This is a genomic window from Sphingobacterium sp. GVS05A (assembly GCF_019969845.1).
GTDB lineage: Bacteria > Bacteroidota > Bacteroidia > Sphingobacteriales > Sphingobacteriaceae > Sphingobacterium.
This window is the reverse complement of the sequence record NZ_JAHXYR010000001.1, coordinates 52,901-77,022: the sequence shown is the minus strand read 5'-3', so window position 1 is coordinate 77,022 and position 24,122 is coordinate 52,901. Positions and strand designations below refer to the sequence as shown.

Annotated in this window: 24 protein-coding genes and 1 pseudogene; 3 read left to right on the top strand and 22 right to left on the bottom strand. The window is 37.1% G+C overall.

The features are described from left to right. Positions 1-49: 49 nt before the first annotated feature. From LC454_RS00350 to LC454_RS00290, 13 genes are all read right to left on the bottom strand, one after another. Positions 50-625: a hypothetical protein gene (locus LC454_RS00350; RefSeq protein ID WP_223577903.1), complete on the bottom strand. Its 576-nt coding sequence runs from the start codon at positions 623-625 to the stop codon at positions 50-52. A gap of 35 nt (positions 626-660) precedes the next feature. After that, on the bottom strand, positions 661-2,001 hold the full coding sequence (locus LC454_RS00345) for a serine hydrolase domain-containing protein (RefSeq protein ID WP_223577901.1): 1,341 nt from the start codon (positions 1,999-2,001) through the stop codon (positions 661-663). A gap of 43 nt (positions 2,002-2,044) precedes the next feature. Continuing rightward, positions 2,045-3,172, bottom strand: coding sequence for a TlpA disulfide reductase family protein (locus LC454_RS00340; RefSeq protein WP_223577899.1), 1,128 nt, complete (start codon positions 3,170-3,172; stop codon positions 2,045-2,047). 393 nt (positions 3,173-3,565) lie between these two features. Continuing rightward, on the bottom strand, positions 3,566-3,931 hold the full coding sequence (locus tag LC454_RS00335) for a hypothetical protein (RefSeq protein WP_223577897.1): 366 nt from the start codon (positions 3,929-3,931) through the stop codon (positions 3,566-3,568). Positions 3,932-4,662: 731 nt separating this feature from the next. After that, positions 4,663-7,149, bottom strand: a complete 2,487-nt coding sequence (locus LC454_RS00330) for a hypothetical protein (RefSeq protein WP_223577895.1) — start codon at positions 7,147-7,149, stop codon at positions 4,663-4,665. A 366-nt stretch (positions 7,150-7,515) separates the two neighbouring features. Beyond that, positions 7,516-8,046 (bottom strand): hypothetical protein, encoded by a 531-nt coding sequence (locus LC454_RS00325; protein ID WP_223577893.1) that lies wholly within the window; start codon positions 8,044-8,046, stop codon positions 7,516-7,518. Further along, entirely contained in the window at positions 8,030-8,911 is an 882-nt protein-coding gene (locus LC454_RS00320) for an NADH-quinone oxidoreductase subunit I (protein WP_223577882.1), read from the bottom strand. Before LC454_RS00320 ends, LC454_RS00325 begins: the two co-directional genes overlap by 17 nt. After that, entirely contained in the window at positions 8,912-9,421 is a 510-nt protein-coding gene (locus LC454_RS00315; RefSeq protein ID WP_223577880.1) for a hypothetical protein, read from the bottom strand. A gap of 1,342 nt (positions 9,422-10,763) precedes the next feature. Next, positions 10,764-11,189, bottom strand: a complete 426-nt coding sequence (locus tag LC454_RS00310) for a hypothetical protein (RefSeq protein ID WP_223577878.1) — start codon at positions 11,187-11,189, stop codon at positions 10,764-10,766. 111 nt (positions 11,190-11,300) lie between these two features. Further along, entirely contained in the window at positions 11,301-11,816 is a 516-nt protein-coding gene (locus LC454_RS00305) for a YegJ family protein (protein ID WP_223577876.1), read from the bottom strand. Positions 11,817-12,032: 216 nt separating this feature from the next. After that, on the bottom strand, positions 12,033-12,536 hold the full coding sequence (locus LC454_RS00300; RefSeq protein WP_223577874.1) for a hypothetical protein: 504 nt from the start codon (positions 12,534-12,536) through the stop codon (positions 12,033-12,035). Positions 12,537-12,555: 19 nt separating this feature from the next. Then, positions 12,556-12,873 carry a colicin immunity domain-containing protein gene (locus LC454_RS00295; RefSeq protein ID WP_223577872.1) on the bottom strand — a complete coding sequence of 106 codons (318 nt, stop codon included), beginning with the start codon at positions 12,871-12,873 and terminating at the stop codon, positions 12,556-12,558. Positions 12,874-12,913: 40 nt separating this feature from the next. Beyond that, positions 12,914-13,444, bottom strand: a complete 531-nt coding sequence (locus LC454_RS00290; protein WP_223577870.1) for a cysteine hydrolase family protein — start codon at positions 13,442-13,444, stop codon at positions 12,914-12,916. 220 nt (positions 13,445-13,664) lie between these two features. Between LC454_RS00290 and LC454_RS00285 the strand changes: the two genes are divergently transcribed. Then, positions 13,665-14,726 (top strand): serine hydrolase domain-containing protein, encoded by a 1,062-nt coding sequence (locus LC454_RS00285; protein WP_223577868.1) that lies wholly within the window; start codon positions 13,665-13,667, stop codon positions 14,724-14,726. A gap of 74 nt (positions 14,727-14,800) precedes the next feature. Here LC454_RS00285 and LC454_RS00280 read toward each other — a convergent pair whose 3' ends face one another. From LC454_RS00280 to LC454_RS00270, 3 genes are all read right to left on the bottom strand, one after another. Then, on the bottom strand, positions 14,801-15,301 hold the full coding sequence (locus LC454_RS00280) for a DUF4411 family protein (protein ID WP_223577866.1): 501 nt from the start codon (positions 15,299-15,301) through the stop codon (positions 14,801-14,803). Next, positions 15,301-16,446: an ImmA/IrrE family metallo-endopeptidase gene (locus LC454_RS00275; RefSeq protein ID WP_223577864.1), complete on the bottom strand. Its 1,146-nt coding sequence runs from the start codon at positions 16,444-16,446 to the stop codon at positions 15,301-15,303. The genes LC454_RS00280 and LC454_RS00275 overlap by 1 nt, the downstream gene beginning before the upstream one ends. 186 nt (positions 16,447-16,632) lie before the next feature. Continuing rightward, positions 16,633-17,208: a hypothetical protein gene (locus tag LC454_RS00270; RefSeq protein ID WP_223577862.1), complete on the bottom strand. Its 576-nt coding sequence runs from the start codon at positions 17,206-17,208 to the stop codon at positions 16,633-16,635. 252 nt (positions 17,209-17,460) lie between these two features. Between LC454_RS00270 and LC454_RS00265 the strand changes: the two genes are divergently transcribed. Beyond that, positions 17,461-18,063, top strand: coding sequence for a hypothetical protein (locus LC454_RS00265; RefSeq protein WP_223577860.1), 603 nt, complete (start codon positions 17,461-17,463; stop codon positions 18,061-18,063). Positions 18,064-18,366: 303 nt separating this feature from the next. Here LC454_RS00265 and LC454_RS00260 read toward each other — a convergent pair whose 3' ends face one another. From LC454_RS00260 to LC454_RS26575, 5 genes and pseudogenes are all read right to left on the bottom strand, one after another. Further along, positions 18,367-19,866 (bottom strand): MBL fold metallo-hydrolase, encoded by a 1,500-nt coding sequence (locus LC454_RS00260; RefSeq protein ID WP_223577858.1) that lies wholly within the window; start codon positions 19,864-19,866, stop codon positions 18,367-18,369. Between the two features lie 72 nt (positions 19,867-19,938). Continuing rightward, positions 19,939-21,186, bottom strand: a complete 1,248-nt coding sequence (locus LC454_RS00255) for an MFS transporter (RefSeq protein ID WP_223577850.1) — start codon at positions 21,184-21,186, stop codon at positions 19,939-19,941. Positions 21,187-21,229: 43 nt separating this feature from the next. Then, on the bottom strand, positions 21,230-21,493 hold the full coding sequence (locus LC454_RS26580; protein ID WP_404479131.1) for a hypothetical protein: 264 nt from the start codon (positions 21,491-21,493) through the stop codon (positions 21,230-21,232). Between the two features lie 244 nt (positions 21,494-21,737). Continuing rightward, a complete protein-coding gene (locus tag LC454_RS00250; RefSeq protein WP_223577848.1) occupies positions 21,738-22,406 on the bottom strand; it encodes an ArsR/SmtB family transcription factor in 669 nt (222 codons plus the stop codon). A gap of 388 nt (positions 22,407-22,794) precedes the next feature. Next, positions 22,795-23,019: pseudogene (locus tag LC454_RS26575) on the bottom strand (colicin immunity domain-containing protein); the annotation flags it as partial. A 43-nt stretch (positions 23,020-23,062) separates the two neighbouring features. Here LC454_RS26575 and LC454_RS00240 point away from each other — a divergent pair. Then, positions 23,063-23,209: a hypothetical protein gene (locus LC454_RS00240; protein ID WP_223577846.1), complete on the top strand. Its 147-nt coding sequence runs from the start codon at positions 23,063-23,065 to the stop codon at positions 23,207-23,209. Between the two features lie 160 nt (positions 23,210-23,369). Here the strand turns inward: LC454_RS00240 and LC454_RS00235 are convergent, their stop codons facing one another. Then, complete coding sequence (locus tag LC454_RS00235; RefSeq protein ID WP_223577844.1) at positions 23,370-24,113, bottom strand: GLPGLI family protein; 744 nt, start codon at positions 24,111-24,113, stop codon at positions 23,370-23,372. Between the last annotated feature and the right edge of the window lie 9 nt (positions 24,114-24,122).

Sequence of the window (24,122 nt, the reverse complement as noted above, 5' to 3'; positions counted from 1 at the left end):
AATAGAGGTAATCTCATAATTGACTTATGAGACTGCCTCTTTTGTTATTCTAAGCCTGTTGTCCGCTACTCCGATCAGATGCCAGCTTTAAATTAAACTGTGTTTTTAATTCATTGACCAAGGTTAAGGCTGTTGGCAAATCCATTGCATTTTGGGAAGCCACATCAGCTACTGCCTCAGATTTTTTCACTGCGCCAACAGAATTAACAGATGCTTCATTTTTTGATGTTATTATCGTTAGCCATTCACCAGCAACAATATGCGAAATTTTTTGAATATAGATGTTCTTGTTACCAGTAGATCTAAATGGAATATAGTAGCGAGTGACACCAGTATTCGCAACTTCAACTTTCAATGTACCGGCAACACCAGCGCCAATAGGAAGGCCGAGCGTGCTTGCGGCAATAGTGTCATTAGTAACATTATATAAACCAGAGATACTGAAAGTGTCGCTACTTGCATCGCCAATATTCTCCCCTGAAAAGATATTACGCCTAAAGCTTACCGATTGGGATAACTTAATATTAGGGGTATTGAACAAGGCTGTCAACGTGGCCTGGGATTCCAACCGGATCCGGTTACCATTTCCCCAGAAATTGTTTGTATCGAAGGTACCTGATTCCAAAAGGAAGACTATCGAGGCATGTTTACATTGGATCCTTATATTTTCTTGAACTCAAGAACCAAGTCTCCATCTTTCAACAACACGCTTTGTTCACCGGGTATAAATTCCAAGATGCTACCTTCATCATCATACACAAATGTATGGTCTGATTTATAGTGATAAGGGACATACATCTGTCCATTCTCTGATAACTGACCGATCAAATTTGTGCCATCTGAAGAAATCGTCATTGTTTGACCACCATCCTTAAAACGGTAGGTCCCTGCTATCTGGCGAAACTGTTCCTCAGTCAGGTCTTTTGTTTTATTGAAATCAGGTAAGATAGGATCTCTACCATAAACATATTGGATAAGTGTATTTTGGACTTGGCTTAGGTTAATATTAACGGCATTACACAAAGTCACGATCCCTAGCTTTTCCGCTGGAAAATACCAATAATCCGAAAAATAGTTTTCAATTCTACCACCATGAATATACCCTATCGGATTCTTAAATCGTGCTTTTTCAATTCCCATTCCATATTCCCCTTTATTCTCGGGTAGCATTAATGCAAGGCTCTCCTTTGAAATTAACCTACCCTCAAACAGGCCTGAAAGAAATCTATTAAGTTCTATTGCCGTGGTCGCTATACCACCGCTAGCAGGATGATTGGAAAAATTTACCTTTGAATTTTCAATATACCTATTCTGAATATTATACGATATCGCTTCATGTTTATTTGGATCTGTCTCTGTCGAGAAATATGTATTTCTTAATTTAAGTGGTTCGCATATCTTTTCATTTAATAACGCTGCATAAGACTTGTCATATACTTTTTCCAATATAAACCCCAATAGCGCATAATTCGTATTGCTGTATTCGTAGGCTGTATTTGGTTCAAAATTGCTTTTTTCATTTTCAATATAGCTGACAAATTCTGCCTCTGTATGAAATTCCTGTTCCCATATTTCCTCCCCTTTGATCTCAGTAAAGTTAAATATGCCACTTCGATGCTTCAACAATTGTTCTATAGTGATCTTTTCGGCATTTTTAATCTGGGGATAAAATGTCGAAAGATAAGTATCCAAACTCAGCTTTTGTTCTTCCACAGCCTTAAGAATTAAAACAGCTGTGTAAGTTTTTGTATTAGAGGCAATGCGAAATTTTGTATTGCTATCATTTTTTCTTTTGGAATCAACATCAGCATAGCCTATTGAAGTTGCATAATATAGACTATCGTTGTACAATACCGCTACAGTTCCCATCATTTTATTATTTTGGAAAAGATGAGCAAAATAGGCATCTAACTTTTGTTGAGCCACCAATGTTGTATTGCCGAGATAAGCAAATAATACAATAAGGGCAGAGATATTCTTACTAATTGTTAGCAAACGCATATAAGAGATTGGTTGAGTAAATAAATAGACTTTATCGAACAAATTATTTCCCTAAAATATCTTCCAGTGTTTTTAAAAGCTCCTTTTCCCTAAGATTAGTAGCTATAATCACGCCCTTTGGATCCAAAAGAAAATTTTGGGGAATTCCTCTCACATGATATAACTCAGCTACCTTACTTTGCCAGCCTTGAAGATCGGAAACCTGTAACCAAGTTAATTGATCTTCATTAATGGCTTTAAGCCATTTTTCTTTCGTAGTTTCATCATCCAAAGAAATTCCTAAAATTTCAAAATTTTTAGCTTTGAATTTTTGATAGGCTTTCACCACATAAGGATTCTCCTCTCTACACGGTCCGCACCAGCTAGCCCAAAAGTCCAACAGCAGATATTTTCCTTTTAAACTGTCCAACGACAACATATTTCCAGATGTATCCCTAGCGCTAAAAACAGGAGCTATTTTTCCAATTTGAACTGCACTCATACGATCGATTTGCCTGCGAAATTCCTTGCCCAAAGAAGTTTGTTTGAGAGGATCATTCAAACTGTCCCATAAATCTTCTATTTGTCTTACTTTTAATCGACGGTAAAACTTTCCCAGTGCCATTAAGCTGGAAAAGCTTGCCGGATGTTTACCAATGTAATCAACAGCTAAATCCGTTTCTTCTTGTTGGATTTTTTGATATTCAATACTAAACTTATTCAATTCGTTACTATCAGGATTCGCTGTCATTTTGAATTGATCATATCTCTCGTACCATTTTGTTCGTGCTAGCTCTGCTGGTTTTAATACCCGTTTAAGATCTTGGAAGTCTTTGTCGATCTGAGATCCATCAATACGGGACTCATTAAAATTTCCATCCGCATGAATTTTAATATTGGCGGGCTCAATCATAAAATCGAACTGATTTTCATCATCCGGATCCGCTGTACCTGTAACTTTTAGCTGAATAGAAGCATGTGTTCCATACACGGGAAAACCTTTAAAATAGAATGCTCCATTTTTGATAAGTGATGAATCCTGTTTAAAACCTTCAGTACTTTGATAGTTGAGATAAATATATTTATAGGCCGTTTTCTTGGCCAGCTTTCCTTCAATAGTAAAATAATGTTGTTGTCCATACAACAATTGTCCACTTAATAGCAAGGCTAAAGCGAGAAATGCTAATCTCATAAATTTATATGTTCAGGGGTATAGTTTAACTTAGATTTCGGATTAAATTCCAAAGCGAAAATAGAAAATTTTTAATGATTTTTTTGGCATAATATATTTCAAGAAAACAATTAAAAATCGCTTTTAGACCTACGTATTTCTACAGGGGTGCCGAGCACGCCGCTCATATCCGATGTCCAACGTTCAGATGAGGAATGAATTTACTTCTAAAATCAAATTCCGAAAATTCCTGCCAGACAACATTTTCGAAAATCATTTTCTTAATTGGAGGCTCGTTTTCTGTTATATACTCACCGTAATATACTTCCGTGACTTTGTTTTGAAAATTCACACTTAGATTGTAAGGGAATAAGTCTCCAAACTCTTCATTTAATTTAATGCCATCCATATTGATTAGATAGTTCTCATAAGAGGTGTTATTTTAAAAATGTGATTTTCATCGTGTTCATTATCCAATGACCAATAATCTATCAGTTCAACAAAATATCTTTTATCCTTTGATAACATCGCCTTAATTCTATCCCATCTGCAATCTACTGCTAGGTCATATTCATTTAGATAATCATCATAGGATGCTACAATCAGAGACATTAAAGCAGTCTTTTCCTCAAAAGCCAGGTCATATTGATGGTACAGATCTATAAATTCATTTATCCGATTTGAGTCTGCCATTTCGATATCCCAATCCTGCTCTGTCCCAGTATAAGGCAGAGATAACGTTTTACTGAGTGCTGCGATTACTTTTTCCTTTAATATCATTTATTCAAATATTTTAAGTGCAGACTTAATTTTGTCATTATCCAAATCCTGCAATTGGTAATGAACAAGAAATAATACGATGAATAGAAGAACCTTTAGAAGGTAAAATTTAGTTTTTTGTTTTGTTTTAACATGTTTTAAGGAAGCTCTATAATCCTTATTCAATATGTTCCCAATTCTGCATTTTTTAAAATATTTTTGGTACATTTATTTTACTGATAAAGTAAGCAAAAAAATGAAAGATTTGAAAATCGGGAAATTATTGATAAAGAAAAAAGCACTTATTACTATTGCTTTTTGTCTTTTTATTAACGGTATGGTAATCGGTACTTCAGTGGCTTTTAAGAAAACAACATTGCTAGACGTTAATGTATTGGTACTATATGGAGCCATCTTTTTACCTTACTTATTTTCATCCACTACTATCAAGAAAAATATTATAGAGTCCACTTAGCAACATTTTGAACTGGCTTATCAACTAAAGGCAAATTCTTTATTAAAAATCTACCATAGATTCAAACTTGTTTAGGTCATTTCCATCTATCGCTGCCAAACCCCAAATCACTTACCGTTGGCATGTTTGCTCCTCTTTCAGGTGAAGCGGCCCAACTTGTTCAGGCTAATGCTGACATCATGTACTTAAAATAGATATACGGAAATAAACCCGTCAAATCTGACGAGTTTAATATTAAATATTGATTCACTGTATACTTCAAAGTATTTAAAATATACTATGCCAAAATATCTCCATTCTCATCTTCCAATAGCAGATAAAAATTATTGGACTGTGGGTCATAGCAACTGAACCGTGCATATAAAGCTCCCTCCGGAACAGTTATTTCCTGATTGGTGATAACCATATCCGTCCGCGGATAAGCTGATAGAAAGGCTGCGGCCCCGTTATTAGTATAAAATGCGACTCTACTACCCTGATTACCAAACCGGCCATTGTAACGTATTTTCTTCGCCCCCATCAGATCGACATATGTACTGACACCCCAAAGAGCCGCTGCAGCCGAAGTAGTACCTGAAGCATTAATAATCGCAGACATCGTCAAGGACGGGATAATCTTGAATGGGCTTTGGTCAGCTGTCAGTAAAACCTCCACATCCATGATGCGATCAGCATCAAAGGAATTAATAGAAAGTTCCTTGGATTGTCCATTGTAAGCGATAAATCCTGTTGGAGTAATATCCCCCAACCTATTTGTTAAAATACCAGATTTGATCTCGCCAATATACTGACCATAGGCGGACTTTGAAGTCACAATTGCATTGTGAGTACCGATATTGAGTACCGAGTTTACTGTTTTACTCGGTAACCAAGATTTAAGGGAACAAAGGGATACCAACCCGTCTTTGTGATTACTGATGACCAATTGCGCATTCGTCTTGTTTTCATTAAATGTTATCGTTGATAGATCCTTGAATCTAAATCCATCAGCAGCATTAAGTGCAAGTCCGATGTTATCTGTTCGGAAAGTATCCTGAATAGAAACAGATTGGGACTGTTTATTGAGTTCGGCAGCTAAAGTCGGATCGATAAAACCCGAGGCATGCTCAAGCACTGCGGTGGTCGTATTACCTTCCGCATGAAAATTTTTGATCCCTCGGTAGTAATAAGGTGATTTATCCTTTCGCTGGCTATTCTCTACACTACAGTTGATGATATTGACCCCGTTGGCGATATAATCAGCCTTCGTATAGCCTGTCCAGCTATTCTTTACTTCGCCGGTTTCATCTCCGGTGCGCAATATGGTTCCGTTGACTTTATTCCGGTAGACAGAAAAGCTACAATTTTCAATATTGATATTCTTATAAACTTCCCAAGATCCAGCTACAGACTTGCATGGCAATGCCATCCGCATAAAGCCAACGGCCATTGGTGTCCCAATATGCTGTACATTTTTGATAAATACATTTTCGGCATAGCCCCGAATACTGCCAAATTCTTTTAATAAGGCTTTTGAAGCGGATGACTGATTGATGATCTTGACATCTTCGATCCAAATATTTTTGACATAATACAGTTGTGTATGCGACATAAATTTCCGTAAGTCGGCATATTCGTCGGTGATGACCCAAGTGGTATTTTTGACCCTAATATTTTCTACGAGCTTATTTTCATCATAGCCCACAAACTTGAAACCGTCACCATTGACCGAATAGAGGTTTTCGGCATTAACATGGCTTGCCTGTACATAGATACACCGCTCAATTGGATTGATCGCACGAATATTAGTATAGGTGGTATAGCTCCCTGAACTCAAGACACAGTCCATTCCATAAGGCTCCGGAATGGTAGGTATATCTTTCTGAACAAAATTTGCGCTTTGTTCCTGCGTATTGATCAATTCGATATTCTGGATATAGCTATTCCAGGTATTATTTACCACACCGGAAGCAGCATTGTAGAATTTGCAGTCCGCGATAAGCAAGCCCTTGGAAAGTGACAAATTGCCGCCAACATTCCGATCGGTCGTAATACTTGCATGGATGTTGTAAGTGATGATATTGCTGATCTCACCACCCATTATTCCAGATTCCTCGATCAATCCTTTCGCACGGTATGTCCCATTCTCTTCAGGAACTATTGCCCGACAAATAATATTGCGATAATAGATGTAACGGTCGGCCTTTGTCCCAGAAGAATAAAATAGAGTACGGCAATTGTGCGCTGTGGTATTGCTCCCCCAGTTATTCCGAAGTTCGATTTCAAGATCTGTCATCTGCAATCGCTTCACATTGGTGGTGTTGATCTGAATGTCACCATCAACGATCAGTTTAGCTCCATTAATCGCCCTGAGCGAAGATCCACCCATTGTAGCACGAGGTCCTGTTGCCTGGATCAATGTATCACGGCTGAGAATCACTTCCTTTTTATATTTTCCCGCATAGACATTTGCGAAGTAAAATGAATCTAAATCATTGGTCAAGCCATCGCAATGGGCTCCAAAATAGAATACATCGACTCCATCGCTAAACTGATGTATAAGCTTAATACCTCCGACCACGATAACGCTTCCTCCATCATCGCCTCCGGGTTCGGTAGCAGAGTAATAATATACGATCGGCTCTGGGGTATCTCCTTTTTTGTAATAGCCCAGTAACTTTACGCCTGAATAGATTGGAGTGGTTCCCTGTAGTTCTGCAATTTCTTCTGCGGAGAGGTTCCTCATCTCCTGCATCGTGTTCTTAATTAAAATCTGATTTGCCATATTTCTTTGATTTAAAGTGTATAGCAAAAGTAGGTCTGCGGATTGCGGAATTTGAGAGAAAGAAGCGTTATTTAAGCGGTAGCGGGGAGATACCGAAAAGTAAATAAAGGCGAAAATTATTATAATACAACTTTCTTAAACTGGGATTTTTAGAAAAATCTAATTTTCCCAAAAAGCTTATATAACCTCAATATTCTTCTTGAAGCATTCCGACTGAAGTATATTTATTAAGAAATACTTTATCGGTCACTTCTGTAAATTCTAACGCATCAACAATTGAAGAAAAAGTATGTATAACTTTTATAAAATAGAATCAATAACGGTATACCCCCCCACAACCACCATTCTCTTTAATCATGAGATTTTTTAGAAGAAAATTGTTGTATCATCCGTAAGATAACTATAGACCAAATATCCATCAGATTTGGCGATTACCTTCGGACGGTATTTAGCATAGATGTTTCTCCGAATTCGATCCAATTCCATCAAACTAATTTTCTTGTTATTCATAGGAAGATGAAAAGATACCTTTTCAATCTTCAAAGTTCGAGAATCGAAAGTAACAGTAATAAATAACCGTTCCTTCTTACGATCAAAATTCGAAGATGCTTCTTTCCTATTCATGCTATTAAGCACGATATCAAAAAGAGTTGGCGATGAACTTATCTTATAATTTCCAAGATAGTGTTCTAGCACTGTAATATTACTGCTGTTATTAAGCATCTTATCATTACTTTGAATCCACCAAATACTATCCATAACTTTGAATTTCTCAATAAAAAAAGAATTCCCATTTTCCAATGTAATTTTACCGGCTTTGATTTCCTCTTGACCATATGAAAAGCCAATACCCATCGCAAAAAGAAAACATAATAAAAATTTAACAACCTGTTTCATCAAATAAATTTAATAAACCATTAGGGGAAAGATCTAATTGGGGTGACCTATATTCTGGAGGCCCATACTGATTATACAAACTCAAAAACTCGTTATACTTTTGCAAAAACTCTGGGTTGTTTGAAAGATTTGGCATTACAGTCCCTTCAGTTGTAAGATCAGAAATCCACTCTTTAAAATCTTGTTTTGCTTTTTCATTGTCAAATTGCTTCCCAACCACTGAACTATACTGTTCCAGACTAAATGAAATACTTTGAAATACATATTGTTCAAATTCAATATTTACATGGCCTGGTTTTTTTGGCCCATAATTGCCCATGTTTGTATAGTTTTGGTCTTGGAAAGCATGAAAAAATTCATGCGATAGCAATTCTTGTCCAATTATTGATTCCGAACTAAACTCCAGGGTTTTTGTGGATGCATTATAAAAGCCTAAAAAACCTGCTTTTGGATTCTGGACGAAAGTAATATCATTTTTACCAATCTCGAGTGATTTCAATAATTTTGAACGCGAACAGGGATTCATATCATTCATTTCGTTTAGGAGACTTTGGACAAGACTATCAGACATGTTGTTATTAAATTTCACTTTCCCCTTATTAAAGGTACTCGGCGAACGGTCAGTATGCCCTCCGTCCCCTGTTCCTATTATTGGATCGTCTAATTCTTCGAGAGTAATGGCCTTGGTCGGACATACTTCTACACAATCACCGCATTCAATACATTCACGTAAATCTACGGTAAACTTTGCTATATTTAATTCTCCATATACAAAGCCTTCTAAATACGACAGCGCATCTACAGGACATTCAGGCACACATTGTAAACACACTATACATTCATCAGGCTTAAATCTAATTTTCATCTAGTTTCTCTTATCAAAATTTAATACTTTTATTTCACTAGAACTGTTTGATAATAAGTCATGCTTACATTTCACTTTTCTCACAGCTTTTTGATCGCATGGAAGTCTTAAAATTTTGGTCTCTGAATAAAGACAAACTTCGTAGTTCTGATCCTTGTAGCGAAAAATTTGTGTATCAATTTCCTTATTGTGTTTTGTTCTTTGTAGACCGTTGGTTTTCTTTATATATCCGTAAACATGCACTTCATCACAAACGTCTGAAAGAAATCTATCTTTAAGAAATTCATTTTTAAGTGGTGCATTTTTTATTTTCTTTTCAACCAAATAACTGAACTTTTTTATATCGTACTGCGCTATGGCATCCTCAAAAATGTTTTTAAAATTACGTTTTTGACCAAAAGAAAATGCATTGTCATCTTTTTCTTCACTCAAGTCTTTTTTACAAGAATTTGCGATCATCAAGTATGCTAATCCTCCAGCAAGTAAACGTATGCCCTGTCTCCTTTTCATTTTCAAATATTTTAATAAAATACCATATACATAGCAGGAGCATTTATAAGAAAAATGTCCTTACAATTTGATATTTGTCAGCGAAATTAAGATAACAGTTTATTAAAAACAAGTCATTAAAAAAATAAAAATCACCCCAAAATAAATCATTCAATATTAAAAAGTTACAAAAATTCAACAACAGTTAAATAATTACTTTCATAATCTTAAAAGTTACTATTGGTGTGCCCTGACATTGGGTGGAGGACAGGAGAGCGTTATTAAGGCTATAGCGCCGCGACAAAACTGCCTTATGGTTTTTATACCGGTTATAACGCAGGATATATAGGAGGAACAAAAGTAAACCATTCGTTATAAAACGGATCATCAGGAAGAATCGAACATACAGACAAGGTACCTATTCCAAGATAGGCCAAAGCAATAAAAAATGGTAATCGTTGTTTCTTTAGATACCTTATCATAAGTTTTCCTTTTATAAGGATGGTTCATATTGAATGTCATTTATTCCATCAAAAAGACTATAAGATACCTTAGCCGTAATTATTCGGATTTCATTAAATCTGTTCTTTACTTTAAGGTTTAAATAAGTATGGAAAGGATAATGAGGCTTAGTAATGGCAAACATATATCCAAAAATAGATTGATGTTGTTTCGCAAAATTACCGATAGACCATGCAGGTAGCATTTCGTAGGATATTAGCTCGAATTTGTGCTGCTCTAAATCAAAATCTATACATTCGTCAACTGCGACCCGAATCATTTTCTTTCGTAAAAAAACGCTATAAATTGCCAATAGGTACAATACAATAAATATAAAAATGATCTCAGGACCCATATTTTCAAAATAGAATGACGAGGTGAAAGATAATAAAATTATCGACCACAATCTACGCTGGAATTTTATTTAATATGTAGGTTGTCTTCATGCAACAGGCAAACAGAAAGAGAAGGTGTCACCTTTTTTGTAATAGCCGAGTAACTTTATCCCAGAATAGATCGGAACGGTTCCTTTTAGTCCTGCATCGTGTTCTTGATTAAAAGCTGGTTTGCCATATTTCTTCTTTTTAAAGTGTACAGCAAAAGTAGATTTGTTAGTAGCGCTAGCTGAGGAAAAGAAGCGGTTTCTAAGCGGTATTCCGAAGGTACCGAAAAGTCAGGGATTTTGAAACTTTCTTGAGTTGTTATTTTAAATCTTTACCTATGACAATTAATACATTATCACTTCTAAACCTATTTACTGAACCTCAAAAGGAGTTTCTGGTTATAGATGGGTTTTCTACAACAAACCTGCGGCGTGCAAATTCTAACGCCTCAGTAATTGAAGAAAAAGTATGTATAACTTTTATAGAATAGAATCAATAACGGTATAAACACCCACAACCAAAGAAATTAACAGAAAAGCAAGTACGATAAAGCAGCCTATGGTCACAGACCGATCTTTCCAGCTCGATTGAGCGATTTCCGTTTCGCTGACATTAATCATCGAAGGATCTTCAATATGTTTCAAAACAATTTCTGAATCTTTAAGCACCCATGGAGTCTCATCCAATATAATCTTTTGAAATACCTCCTTTTGCTCCTGATCCTCTAAATCTTTGGCGGCACATAATAGCTGATAAGCAAAAAGTTTCAGTCCCTCTTTATTGGCTTTGATGAAGTATACATCATCCCTTTCCCTATAATCGGAATAAATACCAAATTGCCCTTTCGTAATAGATCCTTCTAAATGCAGATCGCTTTTCAGAGATTCTAACAATTCATTTTTCATCGCAAACTAGATTAGTCTTTAACATAATTATAGTATAGGGCTAATTATGCATAAATAACAGAAGATCATTGTCCAATCTGTATTTTTGATGTTATTCAGCGAAATTAACACCTAATCTTCTATTGTAAAATCGATCGTTTGATTAAATTCTTCTTTTTCGGATTCCGACAGCTGATCACGCATGGCACGGATCGTATAACCTCCTCTTAGTACACCTTTATCCAAATACATCCAATCTGATATTTTTTGTTTATCGATCAGTACGGTGTCACCAAGAGCGATCTCTTTCGTTGAGACTGGGCTGTTATGGACAACACCCGTAAATTGGTTATTTAGATAAGCTAGATTACCGATCCAAATATGCTCCAAACTTTGATCAGGTGTATGATATGCTAGTTTGAGGGCAAAACCTTCATATCCTTCCTGTGGTTTTTGAAACGCCTGCACAAATAGATCGAGTGAGCTTTTTGCCTTTACTATGGCTGCATTCATTGCTTCATCGTCAGAGCGGAAACCAATGACATCGTCATTTTTAATTTTATCTTTTACTGACGGTGGCTGGCATGCCATCAATGCAGCACTGCTGATAGCAACAAATAAAATAGGTCTAATAATTTTGAATCTCATCTTTAAATATTTTGCATATATAATCTCTTCTGAACTCTTTAAATAGGGCCTCGTTTCACTAAATATAACAGACGTATTGGTACTTTACACATTCTATTTTCGGTTTCAAAGTTCTGCTTTTTTTCCGATAAAGTCATCATTCCGATCCGTCCACAATTTACTTATAAATTTACTTATAAAGATGGTTCAAAGTGTTTGGTGCAATCATAAATAACGCTATCGAAAATCCAATAAAATCTTCTCAGTACTCTTCAGAAACTCATCCATGTTAAAACAATATCGTTTATATACTTTTTGTTCGCGACAATAATAGGATAGCTCACCTTCTCCATTATTAAGCCCAATATAATACAGAGGTGTAGGCGTTCCTCTCAAATGAAATTTAAAGTCCGAAAAACATTCCTCCAAATTAGCATGGTACAAAAACATTTCATCTTCACTGAAGAAAAATGACCGCTCATAACCGAGATCTCGTAATTCAGCAATGGATTTATTTTCATCATTTAAGACACCTAAATTTTTCTCCGCTAATTTATCTTTAGCCTCGTCAAACCAGGCTCTAACTTCAATAATATCCCACTGCCAATCAAGGATATATTCGACTGTATTGTCAAATTCATAGCATATTTGGATTATCCCCCAAACTTCATTGGGTGGTAACTCCTCTTCATAAGGACTCGCTGTCCTTTCAAGATTAAAATATAATTTCCCGCAATGCATTTTTTCGAAATTTAGTTATTTACGATATCAATTCTTCAAGCAATACTAAATGAGCTCCTAGCCGTCTTTTAAGTTCAGATTCACTAATATTAAATTGATCCCTCTCATCATACAATTCATCAGGAGCATATTCGTCCACATCCAAGAATAGCGTATCCAAAATTCGGTAGATTCCATTGTCAGAAACAGATGCCATCCAGTGGATATCTTCCCTCCTAAGCTGAAGAAAGCTCGTCTCAAAAACTAAAACTGCGATCTCGTTATTTAGGAAAGCACGTAGTAAATAAAGATATTTCCGAAGCTGGATCTTTTCCATTTGGGTTAAACTTGTGCTCATATCAGACTTGAAGTTAAATAGTTCATACGAAGGCTGTCATTTATAAAATTACATCACAAGTTTCAACGCTAATCATCCCAACTGTGGGCGTCATTTCTGACCATAGCCAATTAAAATACTCAATCACCTGCCGGGCAGGGATCATGGGTCTGTCAGCAGTGGTATGTCCATCGGCAGCTACAGTAATAGAATAGTCCTTCGTCAAAGCCGATTTTAGGGTAGTATCCACACAAAAATCTGTGGCACATCCGGTCAAGACCAATTCCGTCACGCCGCTACTGGTCAATAACGTTTGAAGTTCTGTTTGATAAAACGAATCATTTGCTGTTTTAGAGATGAATATGTCTACGGGCTCTCTGATCAGCTCTGGTAATAACGACCAATCTTCTGTCCCGGGCAGAAAACAGTTTTCCTTTGTCCCATCATGCTGTATAAAAATGACCAGATCCCCGTTCTTTCTAAACGCCTCAGAAAGTCTGTTTATCCGATCAATAACAGCAAAGGTATCATACCGCAGCTCATAGGGTCTAAAACTCCCCAATTGCATATCTATTATTAGTAAGGCTCTCAATTTGTAAACTAACTTCCAAATAATTTCATGAATAAAGATAGTAAATGTCCGTTATCAAACATTAACTGTTCGATAGCGGACATCGCAAAGAAACATAACCAACTCATTAAAAACGAATTGCAGAAATGGCAAATCTATTGTTATCCCATATTCAAAATATCAATATGATAAAGATCTGCTTACAGCAGAAAGACAGTAATAATATCTTATTTCAACTAAAATGAAATATCTAATTATTTTTTCCCTAACGATAGCAATCCATCACGTCTTAATCGCACAAGAAGCTCACCTAAAATCCTTTATCCAACCTTATGCGATAAAGAATAGCTTCGACGGAACAATATTGGTTCAGCAGGACACTGCTATAATCTACCACGAAAGTTTTGGTATAGCGGATCGCAGATTTAATCTCCCGATAAACAAGGAAACTATTTATAATGTTGCATCGATAACCAAGGCCTTTACAGCAGTCCTGATCCTCCAACTAGCCGAACAGGGAAAGCTAGAATTAAATAAGCCTTTCAAAGCTTACTTGCCTGAATATCCAGATCAAGTGAGTCAAAATGTCACGCTGCATCAGCTGCTTAACCATACATCAGGAATCACGCTCATTGATACAGTTTCAAGTGTAGAAAACGCAATGAAATATGGTCTCGGTATATTTCAGACACCACATACTTCGGATCAGATTTTAAGAAGTTTTTGGAACAAACCTCTTGTGAATGAACCCGGCACCAAATTCAAATACAATAATGCGGATTATATCGTTTTGGGCAAGATCGTTGAAAAGATCTATCACAAAACGTATGAAGAGGTGCTCAATGAAAAGATATTAAAACCTTTGGGAATGCACCATTCGGGGCTGATGTACGAAAAAGATATTATCAAAAATCTCGCGAGCACTTATTTTAGGGATGACAACTCAACGGTTTTTATTAATAACATTCCTATGTTTATAGAAAACTGGTATGCCGCCGGTGCAATGTATTCTTCACCCAAAGATCTACTGAAATTCTCGAATGCATTATATGGGTTAAAGTTAATAAGCAAAAAAAGTCTTGATTTAATGCTTACTCCCGGCCTTGATAATTATGGCTATGGCGTATGGGTTAAAGGTCTAGACGGTAAAAGAAGAATGGAAAGATATGGTCAGATAATGGGCATCAATGCTGTGTGGATGAAATTTTTGAATCGGCCTATTACGATTATTATTCTGAGCAATACGAATGTTGCTAATCTTGGTGAGCTGGCGTTTGGAATTGAAATGAATGTTCCTGATTAAAGAGGCACTTTTAAGTTTTTAATCCAATGACAGTTTGAGTTACACTCTCGAAGAATTTCGAAGTATTCAAAAAACTAAAATGTCACTCCGATTTCCCTCATCATTGCGATCGTATTTTTGAATGATACCCCAAATTCATTACACGGTTCGGGAATCTTTATCCTACTTTTAGCCTCAGGCTGACTTACTTCATGTGTTATCAAAATGCGATTATTGACATCAGTCAATGCATAAGCGACCAACCAAGCATCTGCCTCATCAGCATCTAAAAATTCATTCAATGCAGCTTGTTTATAATGCCCCGATTTAGAAAAGGCCCAATTGGCAATACGTGAATAAGCTTCAATACAAACTTGTGATGGTTGAAAAAAGTTATCTGGCAAATTATTAGATACCCAATCAGTTAACATATCTTTATTATGACCAAGTTCATGCTTAACCTTATCGATACTGACTATTATTCCATTTACGGCCAACTCTTGTATTTTGGACCAAAAACTTGGAAATACATCGAAAGGATAATGCATCCGATGCGCCTGCACAAAGAAATTTGTATCCAAAATATACTGTGTCATCAGCTTCCTATTACATTTTGGTTAATAAATCGGGTATATACATCGCCAAAGAGGCCTGTTAGCTTGAAAGCATCTTTGTAGGTCAATCTTCCACTTTTCACTGCGCTATCAACGTAACTGGCAAAGGTCGGACTGACTCTCCTTTTAGTGGTTCTGTAAAAATCTCCACCAGAGCCTTTACTATCCTGTTTTGCTTTAGCCCATTCCATATAGTTGTTATAAAAACTAAAAAACTGGGGTTTCGTAATTAGATTTAAATCAAGCGCCCTTCTCGCTATGACGATAGTACTAACCTTAAAGCGAGTCGCTAATAGCTGAATATCTTGGATATTTTTCCACTGGGAAAGCAATTGGTTTTTGGGAACCAAAAACTCCGCCGCCACCTGATCACAAATTAATTCAAGATCGTTGTCTGCAGGAAGTAATTGATCCTGATTAAAACCAGCACTTTTACCTAACCAAATATGGGCCAACTCATGTATTAATGTAAATAACTGCGCAGCTTTAGCATCTGTATTGTTGATGAACATAAATGGCACGTATTCGTCTACCAAAACGAAACCTCTGCATTCATCGACAGGTATGGGGCGGTGCATATTGTTTCCTACTACGCCATTCTGAACAACAATAATCCCAATTTTCTCTATCGCATCCATCAGCATTGTAAGACTATCTTCCCAGGTCTTACAAGCCAAATACCAATTTTCAGCCAGGTTCAATTTAGCTCTCAGATCATTGACAAATACATTAACGATAGTTGTATTATTAAATTTACCTATAAAATCTAATGGCTCACTTCCTAATTCAATAAGATAATCTCTCAACCAATCTTGCCGTCTTTCGAGTTCTAAAATAGTATCATAAATATTGGGACTGACAGTATAATTTGGCCGAGCTTGGCCAGAACGAAAAAATGGAAAATCAATCTCCTCGTTCGGTGGCTCTTGCAAGAATAAATAACCAAAAGGAATATGTACTTTTTTAGAAAAATCTTCTAGCTGTTTTACGGTAGGCTGTTTTTCTCCTTGTAACCAGCGTTCTACATTTAGTGTTGGATATTTTAAAGAAAATTTGGCCAAATCATACCCTGCACGGTCTAATGCCCATGTTATAATATTCTCTCTTACTGGTATTGTAGTAGCCATGATACAAAGTTAACTATTCTACGACAAAATATCACCTTGAAGGTTTATATGGTTCTAATACCTAATATACAAATTCTTAGGGTTCCCTAAAAAATTATTTATCAATACAGATGTTGATGTCTGTATTGTAGAATATTGCAAATTCAATAAATCCACATCTGGTTAGATGTGGATTTATTAATTATCCTATGCCTGCTGTCCACTAAGCCGATCAGACGCCAGTTTTGAATTAAACTGTTGTTTTAATTCATTGACCAATGTTAAAACTGTCGGCAAGTCTGTCGCATTTTGGGAAATAATATCGGCCACAGCTCCAGACTGTTTCATTATACCAGCGGTATTGACATCCGCTACATTTTTTGATGTTATCATCGTTAGCCATTCACCAGCAATGTTATGCGAAATTTTCTGAATATAGATATTACTGTTACCTGTCGATCTAGAAGGCATGTAATAACGTGTCGCAACAAGATTAGCCACCTCAACTTTCAATGTACCGGCGGCTGCTGCGCCAACTGGAAGACCGATAATACTAGCTGCTATGGTATCATTTGTTATATTATATAAGCCAGAGATACTGAAGGTATCATGATTTGCATCACCTATATTCTCCCCTGCGATTAAATTACGCCTAAAGCTAACCGATTGGGACAATTTAAAATTTGGGGTATTGAACAAGGCTGTCAATGTTGCCTGGGATTCCAAGCGAATACGATTGCCACTCCCCCAGAAATTATTGGTATCGAATGTACCTGATTCCAATAAATAGCCACCGGCTTTCAGTTAACTCCTCGTAAGGTCACCAGTAGCTTTCCTTGTCAAACAACTAATTTGGCTTAATAAGCCATATAGCCTCTCATCGGACGATTATTATATTTTCTTCTCAAAAATTTATTAATTTAGCTAGGGCTCGTAGCATTGTCCAAGGTTTGTGCTAAATTGAACTTTTAGTCCAATTTATCCCCAACTATTGCCAAGCTGTGAACCGTTACCCATAATACTCAATCGACCGATATGACAAAATACTTTCCCGAAATACTAACCAATGAAAAAATTAACGACAGACACATTGAGTTTCGCAATGCGTTATTTGATTTAGACAAAAATGTAATCAGCGCAGAAAATTCACACTACTTGACAAATATTTACTACTCCACCAAACAACTCGACATTAGAAATAAGATTTTAAAACTGTTGTATGACTTAAATTTTGCGACATTGAAAGAATTCTTTGCAAATGCTTACAAGAAAGAACGATATTTAGATATGAAAATCTATGCTTTGCGTGGGCTTTCAAATTTTATGGAAGAGAAAGAGATTGCTAAACTGCTTGATAAGTTTAATCAAACATTAGCAAAAAGGCAAGATACAACACCATATAATTACCAAGAGTACGAATTATTAAGAGGAAAAAACGCTTTGCCTTTTTTAGTCGAAAAATTCGGTTATAACTGTTTTGAAGAAACCTTGGAACAATTGAATAAACAATATGATGATATGCCAGACGCGTTCAAAGGACACTTTACGACAGACGAAAACGGAGAAATTGTCATGTTGAGAAAACCGGAAGAAACTAAAATTATGATGGAGAAATTTTGGGAAAACGCAAGAAAGTAATACACAAAATAATACTGCTGATAGTAAGGGTTTGCTCGCAACAAAAGTAGCTATCCCTGTGGATATTAAGATTTAAACAAGTATGAAATTCACTCACAAATTCATAAAAACTGTTATCAACTACGCCTATTTCAGCAATAGAACACCGACCTCATAACACTACAAATAAGAATTGGTTGTACCGCTATGAAGGCAGGTCTTTTACGGACTTTAAGGATAAAACGAGAAAGAATGAGCAATGAAAATTTGAAATTTGCTGTTTTAAAAGCAAGGACCTTTCCTCCCTTGCTTTTAACTATGCTATTAATGACTATTAGTGACAAATTCATCTATGGTACCCAAATAAACTTTAACGTTTTCAATTCCATTTCTTTTTAGAATAGAATAAGCCATATTAGCACGTGTACCACTTTTGCAATGAACAATAACGGTCTTGTCTCTATTGATCTTCTTTAAGTTTTCATCCAAATGAGAAAAAGGAATATTTTCAACGTACGGTATATTTCCACTTTTATATTCATTTTCACTGCGGACATCAATTACCTGAACGTCCTTATTACCCAATAAGGATTTGAAAGTAGCTTTGTCAACGGTATCCGAACTTGAGAGCGGAAGACCTAAACTTTCGATATCAGCTACGTAGCCATATATGTTATCCATGCCGATACGGGTGAGTTTGCGGGTTAGATCTTCTATGCTCCTTTCATCGCTGATCAACACAAATTGCAAGCTATAATCTAACAAGGAACCCATAAATGTCGCAAATGAATTGCTTCCCTCAATATGGAGACTACCGGGGACAAAGCCTTTTACAACTGTACCTGGTATACGGGTGTCCACGATGACCAATCCATTCTCCCGCGCTTTCAAGAATTGTCTTGTTGATAACTTAGCGGCCTGAGGGAGTTGAATATGTAATGGCCGGGGTAACCTGTTTTGCTGTTTCATCACCGCAAAGTATTTCGGTGGGTCGGGTTGCCCATCTAAGATATATTTGACAAAACTATTTTCATCCTTAAAATGGAAAGCTTTGCTGTTTTGTTTTTCATCTTTTAGGGTAGAGGTCGGGGCATCACTCAGCGCTTTACCACAGAAGGAGCCGGCTCCATGGCCGGGCCAGATTTCGATCCCATCATGAAGTTTTGAGAATCGCTGCAGTGACGCAAACAACTGTCGAGCTCCCTTGTCTTGCGTACCATGTTGCTGGGCTACTTTTTCCAACAGATCGGGGCGCCCCACATCACCGATAAAAATAAAATCTCCTGTAAGGGCCTTTTGCGGTTTATTAGAAAGCGAAAGATCTGTCAGCAGGAACGTCATGCTTTCCGGAGTATGCCCTGGGGTATGTATGGCTTCAACAATGATACGTCCCAACTGGAACTGCTGTCCATCTTTGATCGGACTGTGTGGAATATGGTATGACCAATCTGGATCTGTCTCGCCAGAAAGGATCAATTCCGCCCCCGTAGCGGATGCAAGTTCCTGAGCACCACTTAAATAATCGGCATGTATATGTGTTTCTGTAACTTTTGTGATTTTTAACCCATTCTGTTTAGCGATATCGAGATAGGTATCAATATCCCGCTTCGGGTCGACTACGAGAGCTTCTTTGGTTTCCATACTGGCGATCACATAGCTGGTCTGTGCTAATGTAGAATCAAAAACACGTTCAAAAAACAACGTACCTGTACTTGGACTATGGCTGCTTACCCTTACTTTTGTATCTGCAATTGTCAACAGTGGAGCCGCCAAGGAAGCCGTCCCCAGTATAACACTTGTTTTTATAAAATTTTTTCTTTCCATATTATTCTTTTTTTAATTTCCAATATTTTCTCAATCTAGTATCCTACATTCATCAGCCTTTACTTATCATTCTTAGTCGTTGACCGCTGTTGTCTTCATGTTTAACCAAGCGATCACCCCCGAGATAAACGTAATGATTCCTGCGATGTGTACAGCCCAGATCAGACCAAAGAAATTGCCGACTATACCTGCCATCAAAGCACCGACAGCATACCCCATATCTCGCCAGAAACGGTACACGCCCAATGAAGAGGCCCGCCAACTGGGATGGGCAGCATCACTTACCGCTGCTAGCAAAGCCGGATACACCATCGCTGTACCAACCCCTAATAGGACAGAACCGATCAATCCGGATTGAAGTGGGTCAAATACAGCCAATCCGATGATAATATGTCCCAAAACCTGAACAAACATGCCCCAGACAATAAGTGGTTTCCGACCCCATCTATCAGCCAGAGGCCCCGTGATAATCTGTCCTACCCCCCATACAACGGGGTATATGGCTTTGATCCACCCCACTCCTTCCAACCCGACTCCTAATGACATAAACAGTAAGGGGAATACGCCCCAAGACATTCCGTCATTGAGATTGTTGATCAATCCGGCCTGCGAAATGGAGAACAAGTTCCTGTTTCTCATGGAGGTCTCCCTGAATACCCACCACAGGCTTGGTTTACCTTTGTGATCCTCTGAAGCCGTTCCTCTTAATTCCATAGCCTCCAACTCCGCATATTTTCGGGTATCTTTGACTAGGATAATTGATAGGAATAAACCAATAATAGTATAAACAATACCAATATAAAATGGCTGAGGACGCAGCCCATAATAAGAAGCCAGATATCCTGTCAAAAGTGCTGTCAATCCTACCGCCCCATAACCCGCTGCTTCGTTCAACCCCATGGCTAAGCCACGGCTCTTACGACCAACCAGGTCTATCTTCATATTTACTGTCATTGACCAAGCCAATCCCTGACTTATACCCAGTAGCACGTTGGCAAACAAAATCCAATTCCAACTTGGACCAAATGCCAAAAGAAAAGGCACGGGAAGTCCCACCAACCATCCCCATACCAGTACTTGTTTGCGGGTATAGCGATCGGCTAGTACACCCGAAATCAGATTCGTGAGTGCTTTGACTACGCCAAAAGCAATGATAAATGAAAAAACAACCACATCGGACTTTATATTGAACTCATTGGTGCCCACTAAAGGTACAACAGTGCGTTCTAGCCCAACCATTCCACCCACCATCATATTAACGAGAACAAGTAATGTAAACTGCCTCCAATTTTCTTTAAGCCCTAATCTGATCTGCTCCACTTGTTTTATCTATTTATTTATTATTACTAAAAAGACTCCTCGCTTATGATATGGTACATCTATTGGCTCCAGCCTCTAGATCCGCAGGATCAATGCCTTCATACTTGCTGGTTTTATTTAGCGCTGCAATTTGACTAGTTCTACCTGCAGCACTAACTGTTACGATCGCTATTTCTTTGGAAACAGGAAGATTGTCAAAAATATCTTGATCCCCTTTGTTGAGTGCTTCGTATGCATCAACATGATAGCTACCGTGAATATTCCATTCATCACGCTGATCCTGCGGTCTAACATCAACAATTGCTATTTTCTTATCGGTTCAAGCAGCTGTTGCAACTCGTAAACGCTTAAATCTTTTGTGCTCATTTGTATTATTTTGAGTATAATACAAAAGTAGCAAAAACAAACTATTCAATAGAATTATTGAATAGTTTGTTTTAAATAAAAAAGAATAATTCAATATAAACAACTTACAAACAATAATTTACATTAAAAAAATAGCGCTAAAACTTTGGTTATAGCGCTAGTTAAAACTGATTTAAACAGTAATATCATTCAGAAAGATCGACTGGATATCCTTTGATTGCCCATTCGGGATACCCTTCTTCTAGTCGGACGGCTTTATATCCTTTTTCTTTCAACAGGGCTACGGCCTCATCTGCATACACACAGAAAGGACCACGACAATATGCCACCAACATCTTACGTTTGGGGAATTTTTTGAATGAATCGCCCAATTTATCAATAGGAATTGACATCGCTTGATGAATATGGCCTCTATGATATTCTTCTTCTGGTCGGACATCTAAGAGTATTACCTCATCATTTTCGAGCATGGTCATTAACGTTTGAGCATCGATAGCCGACATATCCTCATGATGTCCTTTACGAAAATCACTGACCACTTTCTCCACTTCGGCATTGAAAGCGATTCCTAATCCACGGAGGGAAACCCAGGTTTCATAAACGCTCTCACTTGCAAGCGTATAGTTTATAAAGTTCCCATTTCGGGTCACAGTCACCAATTTTGCATTTTTAAGATTTTGTAGATGTTGGGATGCATTTGCAATAGACTGTCCGGTATAATTAGCTATCTGTTCGACAGAAAATGGTCCTTGGGCCAAAAGATCGATAATTTCTAACCGCACAGGATTAGCCATTGCTTTAGCTACCTTTGCCAACTCAGTATATACTTTGTCTTTAAATTCTCTTTTATTCATAGTGCTATCCAAAAAGCGCTTCGCAAAAGTGAAATATTGATGGCGCTTAATGCATTGCAAAGTTATGAAAGACTTTACACTATTCAATTAAATTATTGAATAGTGTAGTTTTCTTTGCATTTACTCCCCCATTTTCTTTTTGGCATTAGAGAAAAATAAAGATATTGCCCTGAATTTTAGAATTCATCACTCCCTCAGACAGGATGGAAGATCTTGAACTGGTGGCGAATTCATAGTTTATCTGAATACTCCCCCAAAGCTCATTGAGTTGATCTTCGTCGTATGGATTCGCTTTCCTTTCAAGAGTAAAATACAATTTCCCGCAATCCATTTTTTCAAAATTTAGTTATTTACGATATCAATTCTTCAAGCAATACTAAATGAGCTCCTAGCCGTCTTTTAAATTCAGATTCACTAATATAAATTGATCCCTCTCATCATACAATTTATCTGGAGCATATTCGTCCACATCCAAGAATAGCATATCTAAAATTCGGTAGATTCCATTGTCAGAAACAGCTACCCTCCAATGAATATCTTCCCTCCTAAGCTGAAGAAAGCGCGTCTCGAAAACTGATGCTGTGATCTCGCTATTTAGGAAAGCACGTAGTAAATAAAGCTTAACAACAACACATGATGGTTAGCGACTGTAGTATATGACACTCGAAGAATTAACACTTGAAATCTACGCGGAAAGAGTATTGACTCATTTTGAGGGTAAACGCCTTGTTGCCTGGACAGTCAATGTTTTAAAATTGGGCTATGAGAGTGATAACCTCTATGTATTAACCGGATTGGATTAGGCATCTACTGAAGAACGCAAACTCTATTTTTGGAAATCAATTGCTGATCTGAAGCTGGATATTGAGAAAAACGAGAGACTGCAACGTAAACTGTGTCAATGGAATAATTCACGTTACAGTCTCCAACTGTCAAATCAAATAGTGGCCGTTATTAAATTTATTATTGGGCCATTTTATTCTGAACCATTTTCATAAAATTAGCTTTAGCCGTTATTGATTCTCTCAAAGAAACTGTCTTAGCATTTTTTTTCTCTCGTACAAGTGACTCAGAGAGTTTTGAAAATTGATTCTTTTCTTTATCATTCACAAATGTGGCATTTGTAACTTTTATTAGCTCAAAATCGCTATCAACCTGCATAACTAAGCCAGGAAGTCCTTGGTATAATGCCGGGCCATAATTAACAGGAATGTCAGGAGTGAAATAAACTACAGCGTCGGGTAACTCTTTTAACGTTGCCCTATAACATGTATAGCCTGCGATGTTTACAGTATCTTCAGAAATCTGCCAGTTATAATCTTTTACATTCCCTTTAACAGTAAAATTAGAATTCATAAAGTTCTCATTATTTAAAAAACTACCCGTTGAATCCCTCAAATTAAATTCAGTATTTCCAGCTATTCTTACAGAGTTCACTGTTTTTACCGAATCTAGAGAATAAATAGCATTATTCTCCTTAAGGTAGACACGTAGTGTGTAATAAAATTTATAATCAGACAGCATATTAGTGACCTCTGACAGCTTCTCAGGGTCTTTGATCTGAGATCGAAGCAAAGAAACCATTTTTGGAGAGGATGGTGAAGCTGTATACTTCGCTTCGAGCACATCATGTTCGACCACTTGTCCATGAGCTAAAGTATATAGCGCGAAAACAAGTACAAGACTGATTAATCTAGATAATTTCATCTTAAAAAA

What these genes read in the sequence shown, in the direction of transcription:
- LC454_RS00265 (WP_223577860.1), top strand. Translation starts at nt 17,461, where the DNA reads ATGACAAAATACTTTCCCGAAATACTAACCAATGAAAAAATTAACGAC.
- LC454_RS00235 (WP_223577844.1), bottom strand. Translation starts at nt 24,113, where the DNA reads ATGAAATTATCTAGATTAATCAGTCTTGTACTTGTTTTCGCGCTATAT.
- LC454_RS00320 (WP_223577882.1), bottom strand. Translation starts at nt 8,911, where the DNA reads ATGAAAATTAGATTTAAGCCTGATGAATGTATAGTGTGTTTACAATGT.
- LC454_RS00285 (WP_223577868.1), top strand. Translation starts at nt 13,665, where the DNA reads ATGAAATATCTAATTATTTTTTCCCTAACGATAGCAATCCATCACGTC.
- LC454_RS00315 (WP_223577880.1), bottom strand. Translation starts at nt 9,421, where the DNA reads ATGAAAAGGAGACAGGGCATACGTTTACTTGCTGGAGGATTAGCATAC.
- LC454_RS00345 (WP_223577901.1), bottom strand. Translation starts at nt 2,001, where the DNA reads ATGCGTTTGCTAACAATTAGTAAGAATATCTCTGCCCTTATTGTATTA.
- LC454_RS00280 (WP_223577866.1), bottom strand. Translation starts at nt 15,301, where the DNA reads ATGACACAGTATATTTTGGATACAAATTTCTTTGTGCAGGCGCATCGG.
- LC454_RS00250 (WP_223577848.1), bottom strand. Translation starts at nt 22,406, where the DNA reads ATGAATAAAAGAGAATTTAAAGACAAAGTATATACTGAGTTGGCAAAG.
- LC454_RS00295 (WP_223577872.1), bottom strand. Translation starts at nt 12,873, where the DNA reads ATGAGCACAAGTTTAACCCAAATGGAAAAGATCCAGCTTCGGAAATAT.
- LC454_RS00260 (WP_223577858.1), bottom strand. Translation starts at nt 19,866, where the DNA reads ATGGAAAGAAAAAATTTTATAAAAACAAGTGTTATACTGGGGACGGCT.
- LC454_RS00240 (WP_223577846.1), top strand. Translation starts at nt 23,063, where the DNA reads ATGACACTCGAAGAATTAACACTTGAAATCTACGCGGAAAGAGTATTG.
- LC454_RS00310 (WP_223577878.1), bottom strand. Translation starts at nt 11,189, where the DNA reads ATGAAAAATGAATTGTTAGAATCTCTGAAAAGCGATCTGCATTTAGAA.
- LC454_RS00325 (WP_223577893.1), bottom strand. Translation starts at nt 8,046, where the DNA reads ATGAAACAGGTTGTTAAATTTTTATTATGTTTTCTTTTTGCGATGGGT.
- LC454_RS00335 (WP_223577897.1), bottom strand. Translation starts at nt 3,931, where the DNA reads ATGATATTAAAGGAAAAAGTAATCGCAGCACTCAGTAAAACGTTATCT.
- LC454_RS00340 (WP_223577899.1), bottom strand. Translation starts at nt 3,172, where the DNA reads ATGAGATTAGCATTTCTCGCTTTAGCCTTGCTATTAAGTGGACAATTG.
- LC454_RS00305 (WP_223577876.1), bottom strand. Translation starts at nt 11,816, where the DNA reads ATGAGATTCAAAATTATTAGACCTATTTTATTTGTTGCTATCAGCAGT.
- LC454_RS00275 (WP_223577864.1), bottom strand. Translation starts at nt 16,446, where the DNA reads ATGGCTACTACAATACCAGTAAGAGAGAATATTATAACATGGGCATTA.
- LC454_RS00330 (WP_223577895.1), bottom strand. Translation starts at nt 7,149, where the DNA reads ATGGCAAATCAGATTTTAATTAAGAACACGATGCAGGAGATGAGGAAC.
- LC454_RS00300 (WP_223577874.1), bottom strand. Translation starts at nt 12,536, where the DNA reads ATGCATTGCGGGAAATTATATTTTAATCTTGAAAGGACAGCGAGTCCT.